The 12,435-nt window shown below is 68.4% G+C and carries 12 protein-coding genes and 1 pseudogene; 9 read left to right on the top strand and 4 right to left on the bottom strand.

What is annotated here, in order from left to right:
- Nucleotides 1-206 (bottom strand): MFS transporter (locus E4L96_RS07390; RefSeq protein WP_220433404.1); only part of this gene is annotated, 206 nt, incomplete at its 3' end.
- Here E4L96_RS07390 and E4L96_RS07385 point away from each other — a divergent pair.
- Nucleotides 205-936: a DUF3472 domain-containing protein gene (locus E4L96_RS07385; RefSeq protein WP_135206570.1), complete on the top strand. Its 732-nt coding sequence runs from the start codon at nt 205-207 to the stop codon at nt 934-936. The genes E4L96_RS07390 and E4L96_RS07385 overlap by 2 nt on opposite strands.
- On the opposite strand, the pseudogene E4L96_RS07380 reads toward E4L96_RS07385, so the two are convergent.
- A pseudogene (locus E4L96_RS07380) lies at nt 933-1,133 on the bottom strand (hypothetical protein); the annotation flags it as partial. The gene E4L96_RS07385 and the pseudogene E4L96_RS07380 sit on opposite strands and share 4 nt — an antisense overlap.
- Before the next feature lie 196 nt (nt 1,134-1,329).
- Here E4L96_RS07380 and E4L96_RS07375 point away from each other — a divergent pair.
- Nucleotides 1,330-3,717, top strand: coding sequence for a DUF4214 domain-containing protein (locus E4L96_RS07375; RefSeq protein WP_135206569.1), 2,388 nt, complete (start codon nt 1,330-1,332; stop codon nt 3,715-3,717).
- Here the strand turns inward: E4L96_RS07375 and E4L96_RS07370 are convergent.
- Nucleotides 3,714-4,370: a TetR/AcrR family transcriptional regulator gene (locus E4L96_RS07370; RefSeq protein ID WP_135206568.1), complete on the bottom strand. Its 657-nt coding sequence runs from the start codon at nt 4,368-4,370 to the stop codon at nt 3,714-3,716. The two genes, E4L96_RS07375 and E4L96_RS07370, sit on opposite strands and share 4 nt — an antisense overlap.
- Nucleotides 4,371-4,378: 8 nt before the next feature.
- Nucleotides 4,379-5,170 (bottom strand): SDR family NAD(P)-dependent oxidoreductase, encoded by a 792-nt coding sequence (locus E4L96_RS07365; RefSeq protein WP_135206567.1) that lies wholly within the window; start codon nt 5,168-5,170, stop codon nt 4,379-4,381.
- A gap of 183 nt (nt 5,171-5,353) precedes the next feature.
- On the opposite strand from E4L96_RS07365, the gene dgoD reads away from it, so the two are divergent.
- The 7 genes from dgoD to E4L96_RS07330 form a co-directional block, all read left to right on the top strand.
- The gene (gene dgoD / locus E4L96_RS07360; protein ID WP_135206571.1) at nt 5,354-6,502 is read left to right on the top strand and encodes a galactonate dehydratase; all 1,149 of its coding nucleotides are present in this window, start codon (nt 5,354-5,356) and stop codon (nt 6,500-6,502) included.
- Nucleotides 6,503-6,602: 100 nt separating this feature from the next.
- Complete coding sequence (locus E4L96_RS07355; protein WP_135206566.1) at nt 6,603-7,556, top strand: LysR substrate-binding domain-containing protein; 954 nt, start codon at nt 6,603-6,605, stop codon at nt 7,554-7,556.
- A 119-nt stretch (nt 7,557-7,675) separates the two neighbouring features.
- Entirely contained in the window at nt 7,676-8,587 is a 912-nt protein-coding gene (locus E4L96_RS07350) for a 2-dehydro-3-deoxygalactonokinase (RefSeq protein WP_229414282.1), read from the top strand.
- Nucleotides 8,584-9,213 carry a 2-dehydro-3-deoxy-6-phosphogalactonate aldolase gene (locus E4L96_RS07345; protein ID WP_135206564.1) on the top strand — a complete coding sequence of 210 codons (630 nt, stop codon included), beginning with the start codon at nt 8,584-8,586 and terminating at the stop codon, nt 9,211-9,213. Before E4L96_RS07350 ends, E4L96_RS07345 begins: the two co-directional genes overlap by 4 nt.
- Nucleotides 9,210-10,103: an SMP-30/gluconolactonase/LRE family protein gene (locus E4L96_RS07340; RefSeq protein ID WP_135206563.1), complete on the top strand. Its 894-nt coding sequence runs from the start codon at nt 9,210-9,212 to the stop codon at nt 10,101-10,103. The genes E4L96_RS07345 and E4L96_RS07340 overlap by 4 nt, the downstream gene beginning before the upstream one ends.
- A 3-nt stretch (nt 10,104-10,106) precedes the next feature.
- A complete protein-coding gene (locus tag E4L96_RS07335; RefSeq protein ID WP_135206562.1) occupies nt 10,107-11,168 on the top strand; it encodes a glycoside hydrolase family 43 protein in 1,062 nt (353 codons plus the stop codon).
- A gap of 4 nt (nt 11,169-11,172) precedes the next feature.
- A partial coding sequence (locus E4L96_RS07330) for a family 43 glycosylhydrolase (RefSeq protein ID WP_167758624.1) occupies nt 11,173-12,435 on the top strand: 1,263 nt, incomplete at its 3' end.

Raw genomic sequence — 12,435 nt, 5'->3', positions numbered from 1 at the left:
GCCCGGGCGACGGCGTCCACTTCGCGGGCCTGCGCCCAGCCGATGACGGCCGCCGCCACCAGTCCCGCGGTGAGCAGCAGCTGGAACAGGGCCGCTCCGCGCCCGCGCGCGGACGGGTGCAGCGATTCGGCCAGGTACAGCGGCACCACCACGCCAATCAAGCCCCCGCTCACACCATGCAGCAGCCGTCCAAGCAGGAGGCCCATGGGCTACACGGTGCCCGCCAATACCGAATACTTCTACAACGAAGTCACCGTGCCCACGGGGCAGGACAAGATCGGCTCCTACTTCATGGCCAACGGCTTCAATGGCGGCTACGCGGGCATGCAGGTCAATTCCGCGACCGAGCCCCGCATCCTGTTCTCCGGGTGGGACGCCGACAGCGGCGCCAAAACGACGCTGGTGCGCAAGGGTCCGAACGTGGTGGACAACGGTTTTGGCGGCGAGGGCACCGGCGGCCAGTCCTACCTGCTGTACAACTGGACCGCGGGGAACACCTACCGCTTCCTCACCCGCGCGCAGCCGGATGGGGCAGGTGGCACGGACTTCTCGGCCTGGTTCTACACGCCGGAGACAGCCACCTGGCGCTTCATCGCGACCTGGAAGAGGCCCGCCACCACGACCTACTTCGCGGGCGTGTACTCCTTCCTGGAGAACTTCAATCCGGACAACGGCTACATGGAGCGCAGCGTCCAGTACGGGAACCAGTGGGCCCGCACCACGGCGGGCACCTGGAGCGAATTGACCTCCGCGCGCTTCACCGGGGACGCCACCGCCGCCAACGCGCAGCGGATGGACTATGCGGGTGGGGTGCAGAACGGCCGCTTCTATCTGCGCAATGGCGGCTTCTTTGCGGCCTACGTGCCGATCAACCAGACCTTCTCGCGGCCGGCCACCGGGCAGCAGCCAACGGTCAACCTGTCGACGCTACCCTAGCGAGGCACGGCGCGCCAGGCCTTGAACGTGCGCGCCGCCGCCGACAGCAGGAAGTAGAAGGCACCGAAGCCCGCGTAGCCGGCCACCGTGGCAATCGACGGCAGCGCGGGCTTCTGCGCCTGGAACAGGAAGACGGCACCGGCCAGTGCCGATCGCGCTCCGCTCAGGATCATCGCCAATTGTGCCCATTGCGCCCCCTGCGCATCTCAGCAGCGCCTTCCCGTCTCCAGCGGCAGCCGCCAAGCGGGGGAAGGGGAGATCGGGGAATGTTCATGTGTCGACCTATAGGTTGGCGGGTCCAGCACTGTTGTTGCATACCCCAAATGGGGAATGTACCCGCCGCAGGACCCTCCCTACAATCGCGCAGGCCGATGTCCTTGACGAGAATTGCATATGTATACACGTTCCTCCCGTCCCCTCCTGGCCGCCCTGAGCGCGCTGCTGCTGGCCAGCTGCGGGGGCGACCAGGCCCAGAGCCTGGGCAGTGCCACCGCCGTGCGCGCGGGGGCCACCATGTCCGGCTCCTCGCAGCAGCAGGCGCCGGCCACGCGCTACACCCCGGTGGTCCAGCAGCTCTACATCGCCTATTTCGGGCGGCCCGCCGATGTGGGCGGGCTGGCCAACTTCCAGGCCTCGCTGGCCGCGATCGGCGCGCCCACCGGCATCCAGCAGCTGGTGGATGCCTATGGCAAGGACGCGCGGGTGCGCGCCGAGATCGACAAATTCGGCTTCAGCGACGAATCCAAGCGCCTGTATGGCACCGACACCACCACCTTCCTCAACGGCGTGTATCAGAATGTGCTCGGCCGCGCACCCGACACGGATGGCCTGAACTACTGGCGCGGCAAGATCGACCGCGATGGCCTGAGCAAGGGTAATGCGGCCCTCGCGATCATGGCCGGGGCGCTGGCCAACACCACGCCGCAAGGGCTGGCCGATGCATCGACCGTCAACAAGAAGGTGCAGGCCGGGACCGACTTCACCTCCGCCCTGGTGACCCAGAAGCTGGAATCGTCCTATGACGGCGACGCCGCCGCGGCCAAGGCGCGCGCGGTGCTGACGGCCATCACCAGCACCACGGACTCCCAGGCGATCGCCCAGTCCATCCAGGCCACCCTGACCGCCTGGGCCAGTGTGGCGCGCCTCAGCAAGATGGTGACCTCGGGCCTCCACACGCTGGCCATCGATAGCCAGTCGCGCCTGTGGGCCTGGGGCGTGAACGGGCACGCGGAATGGGGTAATGGCAGCTATGGCCAGGTCTCGCGCGTGCCCTACCTGGTCGGGACGGGCTATGTCGATGCCTGCGCAGGCACCTACGTCAGCGGCGGTATCAAGAGTGATGGCACGCTGTGGATGTGGGGGCAGCGGACTTCCGGGGTTCTGGGCCACCCGCCGGTGACGATCCAGTCGCAGTTTGACTGGTACTCGGTGGAGCCCACGCTGGTCGGCACCGGATATGCGAAGTGTTCAACGAACGGCTACACCACCCTCGCTCTTAAGACCGATGGCAGCGTGTGGGGCTGGGGGGAAGATGGCTACCATAACCTGGGCATCTCGAACGACGTGCCGTACAGCGGCGACCCGGTCCGCCTGGAGACGGGCTATGCGGATGTCTCCGTCGGCTACGGCGGCGCCGCAGGCGTGAAGACCGATGGCAGCCTGTGGATCTGGGGCCGGTTCTCCAACGGGAGCAAGGTGCTGTACGACTCACGCACGCCGCGCCAGCTGGGCACTGGCTTCCAGTCGGTGTCGGCCAGTGGCTGCTCGGTGCTGGCATTGAAGCGGGATGGTACGCTCTGGAAGTGGGGATGCGATGTGTGGGACACGGCCACCATATCGGCCGAACTGACCCAGGTCGGCAGCGGTTTCAAGGAGATCGCTCCGGTCTCGAACATCCTCGCTGGCGTCAAGCAGGATGGCACCCTGTGGGTCTGGGGGAACGTGGGGCGCAAATGGAATACCACGATCAACTCGTACGTGCACGTGGTGTCGCGCCAGCCCACGCTGGTGGGCTCCGGCTTCGCGCATGCTACCGCGGGTGGCAACACTGTCATGGCAACGCGGACCGACGGCTCCATCGTGGCCATCGGCGACAACCCCTACATGAATACGGGGCTGGACAACCGCACCAACTACGACAAATTCCTGCAGCCCGTGAATGTGGGCACCTTGCAGGACTTGATCGACGGGACGCCGAACGGCACACCACTGTCGACCAAGGACCTGACGCCGGTGGATCCGCTGCCCTTGCCGGGCGAAGGGACCAATCCTGATCCGGGCACCGGCACGCCGCCCGGCGGCGGCACCGGGACGCTGACCTGGTCGGACTGGTTTTTCATCCAGTCGGACAAGCCGGTGCAGCAGCGCTGGGCCGTCGAGAAGATGGTGGGCACCACCGCCTACGTGCGCGTCCAGTACCGCGTGCTGAAGACCGACGCGACCCACTGTACCGCCTCTGTATGCGACGGCTATTATCTGTACTACAGCTACCACATGGCGGGTAACGACTCGAGCACCGGCAACGAGAAGTTCTACTATTGGTTCACCAAGGCCTTCAACGGCCCGGTGGACGCTGGTGTGCAGCTGATCGACTTCCGCGTCTGGCCCGATGGCTCGCAGCTCAAGTGGACAGCCAAGGATGGCATCCGCCTCTACATGAATGGCCAGATCACGAATATCCCATGGGACGATCGCTGCGTGGACGACAAGCGCACCGACAGCAGCAGCACCCGCTGCTACTGGGTCGATTTCAGCAAGGCGGTCACGGTCTCGCGGCCTTAGGACGCGGCGGCCGGAAAGTAGCCGAGCCAGAGCCGTTCGACGGCGAGCGGCAGTTCGGCGGAGAAGTCGCGGGTCAGGCCATCCAGGCCCGCGTCGGTGAGCAGGGCGCGCACGCCGGTGGGATAGCTGAGCGCCTGCCACAGGCCGAGCGTGAGTGCGTAGGTCTGCAGCAGCAGCGACTCCCCGGCACCTGCCGGATGCAGCCCGGTGTGCGCTTCGAGCTGCTGGCCCGCGTGCGCCAGGCCTTGCGCCAGCCCGGCCTTGAAGCGCCGCATCGGCTCTACCGGGAGATTCTGTTCGAGGACGCCGTTGGCCAGGGCGGCCAGCGGCAGCAGATCGCCACTGTCCGCAACCATGGCCGCATAGGTTTGGGCAAAGCTGCGCGCGATCGCGCTCTTCTTCCTGGGCAGGGCAGCGAGGGCAGGGAGCAGCTGCGCGAACAGGCGCCCGAAGGCATCCTCCAGCAGCGCCACGAAAATCTCTTCCTTGGTGCGGAAGTAGAGGTAGACCGTGCCTTTCGCCAGCCCGGCGGCGACCGCGATGTCGGCCACCGGAGGCAAGGTGCCGCGCGCGCGGTACAGCTGGCGCGCCGCGGCCAGCAGTTCCTGCCTGCGCGCCTCGCGCGCGTCGTCGGTCAACGCCTGGCGGCCCATCGTGTCCTTCAGTTCTTCATCAAGAGATATGCCATCTTGCGCTGGATGGCGCGCGGCATCAGCCGGTTCGACCAGGCGGTGAGGGCATTCAGCCAGCCCGGCACGATCGAGGCGCGCCCGGAGTATAAGGCATCGAGGCCGATGCGCGCCACGGGGCGGCTCTGCATCATCACCAGGCGCTGGTAGAGCGTCGCCTGCTGGCCCGAGACCTGCAGGAAGCGCGTGGCCGTGATGCCGGGGGAGAGCACGGTAACGGTCACACCATGGCGCTTGAGTTCCTCGTGCAGCGCCTCGCCGAACAGCAGCACGTAGGCCTTGGTGGCGCTGTAGGCCGCGTAGGTCGGCGTGGCCTGGTAGCCGCCGATGCTGGCCACGAGCAGGATTTTGCCGCGGCCGCGTTCCCGCATTGGCGCGGCGAAGGTGTGGGTCAGCTCCGTCAGCGTGGCGACGTTCAGCTGGATCATGTCCAGCGTGCGCGCGAGCGGGTGGTCCAGGAAATCCCCGTAGACGCCGTAGCCCGCGTTGTTCACCAGGATGTCGACGGCGATGCCTGCCGCGTCCAGCCGCGCCTTCAGTTCGGCACCCACGCCGGGCCGTGCCAGGTCGATGCCCACGACCTGGGTGCGCACCCCGTGGGCGCGCTCCAGTTCGGCCGCCAGCGCGTGCATCGGTTCCAGCGAGCGCGCGGCCAGCACCACATGCGCGCCGCGCGCCGCAAGAAGATGGGCGAAATCGACACCGAATCCGCTGGAGGCGCCCGTGATGAGTGCCCATTGTCCTTCCAGGTCCCGCTTGGCCATGTCTGCTCCTTGAATAAATGACCGTTAGTCAGTAAATCCAAGATTAAATGACCGGCGGTCAGTTGTCAACGGCTGCTGGCATCGGGACGCTTGCCAACTTCGCATAGCTCGCGCGCCAAATCGTATAAATCCGGCGCGGTGCGCGCGGCTAGACTGCACGGCATCACCTTGAACCTGCATGCCATGAAGATCACCAAGCTCACCACCTACCGCGTCGCGCCCCGCTGGATGTTCCTGAAAATGGAGACCGACGCAGGCGTCACCGGCTGGGGTGAACCCGTGATCGAAGGGCGCGCGCGGACCGTGGAAGCGGCCGTGCACGAGCTCTCGCACTACCTGGTGGGGCAGGACCCGGCCCGCATCAACGACCTGTGGCAGGCCATGTACCGCGGCGGCTTTTATCGCGGTGGCCCGATCCTGATGAGCGCCATCGCCGGCATCGACCAGGCGCTGTGGGACATCAAGGGCAAGGTGCTCGGCCAGCCCGTGTATGAGCTGCTGGGTGGCCTGGTGCGCGACCGCATGAAGACCTACAGCTGGGTGGGCGGGGACCGTCCCGCCGACATCATCGCCGGCATCGGCCAACTGGTGGATGCGGGCTTCGACACCTTCAAGATGAACGGCACCGAGGAGCTGGGCCTGATCGACAGCGCGGCCAAGGTGGATGCGGCGGTGGGCCGCATCGCGGAGATCCGCAATGCCTTTGGCTACTCGATCGAATTCGGCATCGACTTCCATGGCCGCGTGGCGGCACCGATGGCGCGCCCGCTGCTGCGCGAGCTGGAGGCCTACCGGCCGCTGTTCGTGGAGGAGCCGGTGCTGGCCGAACAATGGGAGCAGTACCGCCGCCTGGCCGATGCGACCTCGATTCCGCTGGCGGCGGGAGAGCGCATGTATTCACGCTTCGACTTCAAGCGCGTGTTCGCGGAGGGCGGCCTGGCTATCGTGCAGCCGGACCTGTCGCATGCGGGCGGCATCACCGAATGCGTGAAGATTGCGGCGATGGCCGAGGCCTACGACGTGGCGCTGGCGCCGCACTGCCCGCTCGGCCCCGTGGCGCTGGCGGCCTGCTTGCAGGTGGACTTCGTGTCCCACAACGCGGTGCTGCAGGAGCAGAGCATGGGCATCCACTACAACCGCGGTGCCGAGCTGCTGGACTACGTGGTCAACAAGGACGACTTCCGCCTGTGCGACGGCTATATCGACCCGCTGCCGCTCCCCGGCCTGGGGGTGGAGATCAACGAGGATGCGGTCAAGGAGGCCAGCCGCACGGCGCCGGACTGGCGCAACCCGCTGTGGCGCCACGCCGACGGCAGCGTCGCGGAGTGGTGAGCCGCGGCCGCGGCCCCGGCCAAAAGTCCCGCTCCCAGCCTCATTGACGCTGGCGCATCCGCTCCTCTACCATTCAGGGACTGTCCCATACCCGCCGCGCATGCCCAGTTCTCCCTCCGACCGCTTCATCCGCTCCCATCTCAAGACGCGGCACCTGGTGCTGCTCGTGGAGTTGGGGCGGCATCCGTCGATCCTGCATGCGGCCGAAGCGGCGGGGCTCACCCAGCCCGGCGCCTCGAAGCTGATCGGGGAGCTGGAGCACGCGCTCGGCGTGCCGCTGTTCGAACGCCTGCCGCGCGGCGTGGTGCCGACGTGGTACGGCAAGGTCCTGATCCGGCGCGCCGGTGCGGCCCTGGCCGAGATGGACGCAGCCCACCAGGAAGTGATGCAGGGCCTGGCCGGTGTGGGCGGGCGCGCCAGCGTGGGCAGCGTCCTGACGCCGTCCACCGCCCTGGTGCCGCGCGCGGTGCAGATGGTCAAGACGCTCAATCCACGCATCGAAGTCCACGTCTCGGTCGATACCAGCAAGGTGCTGGTCGAGCAACTGCGCGCGGGCGAACTGGATATCGTGGTCGGCCGCATCCTGGATCCCTCCGCTGCGGCGGAACTCAATTTCGAACCGCTGGCGGACGAGCCGCATGCTCTGATCGTGCGCGCGGGCCATCCCTGGCTGGCACGGACTGACCTGACGGTGGCCGAGCTGGCGGCTGGCGCGTGGATCCTGCCCTCGGCGGGCCGCCTGCGCGAGCAGCTGATGGCGATGTTCGTCGCGCGCGGGCTGGAGCTCCCGCACGATATCGTCGAGACCTCGGCGCTGTCGCTGGTTCCGCGCCTGCTGGCGGACAGCGACCGCGTGGTGGCGCTGCCGCCGGAGCTGGTACGCAGCCATCTGGAAGCGGGCCAGCTCGCGGTCCTGCCGATGGACTTCGGCCTGCGCGCCGACGTCTACGGCATCGTGACCCGCAAGCGCCACCACCTGTCGCCGTCCGCGCAAGCGATGCTGGAAGCGCTGCGCGAGGCGGGCGGCGTCAATCCGCCGACGCCCCGGCCCTGAACCGCCGCGCCCCCGACACACAGCGGGTCCGGCGCAATACCAATTCAGCATACCTCCGCCGCGATTCGTTATTGGATCGCGCCTCACGCGGTCCGTATCATGGCTGTGACGATGGCAACGTGACATTCACCATGAGCGAGTATTTGCTGGGCATAGACTGGGGCAGCACCAACCGCCGTGCCTACCTGCTGGACGCGGACGGCCAGTGCCTGCGCCAGCACGCCGACGGCACCGGCATGCTGGCCGCGCGCGGCCGCTTTGCCGAGGCGCTGGCGGACCTGTGTCGTGACCTGCGCGTGCCCGCCGGGACCCCGGTCGTCATGTCCGGCATGGTCGGCAGCGCCCAGGGCTGGCACGAGGTGCCGTACCTGACGCCGGACGTCCCGCTCACCGATCTACCGCGCCAACTCGCCCGCCTGGCCGGCCCGGAGGCGCCGGTGGGCATTGTCCCCGGCTACCGCCTGCCCGCCAGTGCGGACGGCGGCGTCGATGTGATGCGCGGTGAAGAGACCCAGCTCCTGGGCGCCCTGGCTCTCGGCGCGGCGGGCGGCTGGTTCATCCTCCCCGGCACCCACAGCAAATGGGCGCGGCTGGAAGGCGAACGGCTGGCACAATGGTCGACATATATGACCGGCGAACTGTTTGCTGCGCTCGGGCAGGGTGGCACGCTGGCCGCGCTGATGGCGGCGGGTGCGGAGCACGATGCGCAGGCCTTCGATAGCGGCGTGGCCGCGGCCCGCGTGGGCGGCGCCCTTACGCACGCGCTGTTCACAGTGCGGGCCCGCGTGGTCACCGGCGACCTGCCGGCGGCGCAAGCCCGCTCCTTCGTGAGCGGCCTGTTGATCGGCACGGAGTTCACGGCCTGCGCGCTGCCTGCGGGGACGGAGCTTGCGATCATCGGCTCGCCCGCGCTGGCCGCCCGCTACCAGGACGCCGCCCGCCACTTCAGCCTGCGCACCCGCATCATCGACCCGGACCGCGCCTATTGCGCCGCGCTCGGGCGCTTCATGAAGAAGGAGTCTCGCAGATGAATCTCGCCCAGTATCAGCCGCCGATCGTCGCCATCCTGCGCGGCTTGCAGCCAGAGGAAGCGCCCGCAGTGGCGCAGGCGCTGCATGGCGCGGGCATCCGCATGCTCGAAGTGCCCCTCAACCGGCCCCACGCCGCCGAATCCATCGCCACCACCGCGGCCCTTGGCCTGCCCGATGTGCTGGTGGGCGGCGGCACCATGCTTACGAATGCCGACGTGGATGCCGTGCGCGCCGCGGGCGGCCGCCTGTTCGTGTCGCCGCACTGCGACCCGGACCTCATTCGCTACGCCGTCAAGGCGGGCATGGTCTGCGTGCCCGGCGTCGCGACGCCCAGCGAGGCTTTCGCCGCTCTGCGCGCCGGCGCCCACGCGCTCAAGCTGTTCCCGGCGGAGGCCCTGGGCCAGGCCGGGCTCAAGGCCCTCAAGACCGTGCTCCCCGCGGGCACGCTGGTCTGGCCCGTGGGCGGCGTGGAACCGGACAGCATGGCCGCCTGGATCGCCGCCGGAGCCAATGGCTTCGGCATCGGCTCCGCCATCTACAAACCCGGCATGGACGCCGCGGACGTTGGCGCCGCCGCCCGGCGCTTCGTGGACGGCTGGCGCACCCACAACAAGGAGAATGCATGACGCGTGACTATCAGGCCCGCTGCGTATGGCCAGTGGAGGCGGAACTCGGCGAAGGGCCGATGTGGTCCGCCGCCGAGGAAAAGCTGTACTTCGTGGACATCATGTCTGGCCACCTGCACGCCTGGCGCCCCGCGGACGGCGCGCGCCAGACCTGGTCCCTGCCGGACTACATCTGCTGGCTGATTCCGCGTCGCGATGGCGACGGCTTCATGGCCGGGCTGCGGGACCGCGTGGTGCGGCTGTGGGTGGAACCGCAGCTGCGCATCGAACCGCTGGACCTGCCCCTCGGGCTCGCACATGGCATCCGCCTGAATGACGCCAAGGCGGACCGCCACGGCCACCTGTGGTTCGGCTCCATGCACAATATCGAGAAGCATCGCCCACTGGGCCGCCTGTTCCGTCTCGCGCCCGACATCACGGTCACCGAGCATGAGCGCAATGTCCACATCTGCAATGGCCCCGCCTTCAGCACGGACGGCGAACGCATGCTGCATACCGACAGCTACACGGCCGAGGTGTTCGCCTATCCGCTGGACGGGCAGGGTGCGCCGGCGCAGCCACGCAGGCTGTGGCGCTCCTTCGACGCCAGCACCGAGGGTTCGCCGGACGGCATGACCTTCGACAGCGCGGGCGGCGTGTGGATCGCCCAGTGGGGCGGAGGCCGCGTGTGCCGCTACCTGCCCGACGGCACGCTGGATGCAGTCGTCAGCCTGCCCGTGTCGCAGCCCTCGTCGTGCGCGTATGGCGGACCGCATCTCACCACCCTCTACATCACCACCGCGCGGGAAGACCTGACCCCGGACCAGCTGGCGGCCCAGCCCCTGGCCGGCGCCCTGTTTGCCGTCGAACTGGATATCCCCGGCCTGCCGCCGGCCCACTTTGGAGAGTAAGCGATGACCTTCCACCCTTGGCGGCGCCACGGCCGCATGGCGCCCCTGCCCAGCAGCCGGACCGGAGCCCTGGCTATCCTGACGCTGGCGCTGCTGGCGGCCTGCGGCGGTGGCGGCGCGCCCGCGCAAGTCAGCGCGCCCGGTGTCACCCCGGTGCAGTCGCCGGTTCCCGCACCGAGTGCGCTGGGCGACTTCCCGGATCCGTTCGTGCTGGCGGAGCAGGGCACCTACTACGCCTACGCCACCAACTCCCAAAACAAGCATGTGCAGCTGGCGCGGTCGACCGACCTGCGCACCTTCACCGCGCTGCCGGATGCGATGCCCATGCTGGCGCGCTGGGTGCGGCCGACCAATCCGAATGTATGGGCGCCGGAGGTGATCCGCATCGGCAGCTCGTATGTGCTCTACTACACGGCGCACGACAGCGCGAGCGACCGCCAGTGTGTGGGCGCGGCGGTGGCGGCAGCGCCCACCGGACCGTTCGTCGACAACGCCAGCGCGCCGCTGGTGTGCCAGACGGCGGAAGGCGGCACCATTGACGCCAGCCCGCTGGCCAGCGGCGGCAAGCTGTATTTGTACTTCAAGAGCGACGGCAACTGCTGCCGCTTGCAGACCCGGATCTACGGGCAGGAGCTGAGTGCCGACGGCCTGGCACTGGTGGGCAGCGCGGTGCCGCTGCTGGCCAACGAGCGCGCCTGGGAGGGCGGGGTGATCGAGGCGCCGTCCATGTTCGTCAAGGATGGACGCTACCTGCTGTTCTATTCGGGGAACGACTATTCCGGCGCGTCCTACGCCACCGGCTACGCCACCTGTACCGGCCCGCTCGGTCCGTGCACGCCGGCGGCGGACAGCCCCTTCCTCACCAGCCGCACCAGCGCGGAACCAAAACTGATCGGGCCTGGTCATCAGGACGTGTTTCAGGTGGGCGACCAGACCTGGATCGCGTATCACGCGTGGGAGGAGCTGGCATCCGGAACACAGGGCAGCCGCCGCTTCATGTACATTGACAAGCTCGACTGGGTTGACGGCCGCCCCGTGGTGCGCGGCCCGACGATGGTGCCATAGTCCGATGATGACAACTCGCTTTGCCCAAGCCTGCGGCGCGCTGGCGGCCGCGCTGCTGGTGTGGTCCGGCGCCGCCGCGGCCACGCCGGCCACCTATCACAATCCGCTGCCGGTGCGGCTGGCGGATGGTGCGCTGGCCCAGAACTGCGCCGACCCGGCCGTGCTGCGCGACCCGGCTGCGGCCACGCCGACCTGGTACTTGTACTGCACCATGGATCCGGTCAGCCACGCCGAGCGCGATGGCGACGGCTGGCGCTTCCACATGATTCCGATCTACCGCTCGACGGACCTGGTCCATTGGGACTATGTGCGCGATGCGTTCGCGACCCGTCCTGCGGTGGCAGCGGCCAAGGCCGGGCTGTGGGCGCCGGAGCCGGAGTATTTCAATGGGCGGTACTACCTGTACTTCACGGTGACGGATGTCGCGGATGCGGCGGGCGGTGCGGCCGGTTGCGATAACGATAGCGGGATTGCGGTGGCGACCAGCACGTCGCCCGTCGGGCCGTGGGAGACGGCGCCTGCGCCGGTGGTGGTGCCGCGGCACGATGCTTCGGACAAGGCGTGCAGCTTCCACTGGACCTTCGATCCGAAGGTGATCGGGACCGCGGACGGGACGCGCTATATCTATTACGGCAGCTATGGCGGCGGCATTTTTGTGCAGCGGCTGAGCAGCGATGGCTTGCGCGTCGAAGGGGCGGCGACGATGGTCGGCGCGTCCAATCGGTACGAGGGGGCGGACGTCGTGCGGCATGATGGCGCGTACTACCTGTTTGCCTCGGCCACGGACTGCTGTAATGGGCCGTTGACGGGGTACGCGCTGTTTGTCGGGCGCTCGGAGCGGCCGGAAGGGCCGTTCCTGGACCGGCATGGGAATGACATGGCGGGGTACCGGGCGGGCGGGGAGCTGTTCCTGACGCAGAACGGGAACCGCTGGGTCGGGAGCGGGCATAACACGGTGTTCGAGGATGCGGCGGGGCAGTGGTGGACGATCTACCACGCGATCGACCGCAACGACCCTTACTTCAGCGTGAAGGACAAGCTCACGCGCCGCCTGGCCATGCTCGACCGCATCGACTGGATCGACGGCTGGCCCGTCGCCGCCCGCGGCCAAGGGCCCAGCGACGCCACCCGGTTTGCACCATCGGCCAGCAGCGGGCCAAGCGCCACCAGCGCAGGCGCCGAAGCGCGACCCCATAGGGGCGCTGGCGCACCCTCCGCCAGCAGTCATCCGCGCGCCGCGGCGCTGTCAATGGCCACCGCGCCATCC

Origin of the sequence: Zemynaea arenosa (genome assembly GCF_004614185.1) — a bacterium.
GTDB lineage: Bacteria > Pseudomonadota > Gammaproteobacteria > Burkholderiales > Burkholderiaceae_D > Telluria > Telluria arenosa.
Note: the sequence above shows the minus strand (reverse complement) of the source record. Positions and strands in the feature narration are given on the sequence as shown.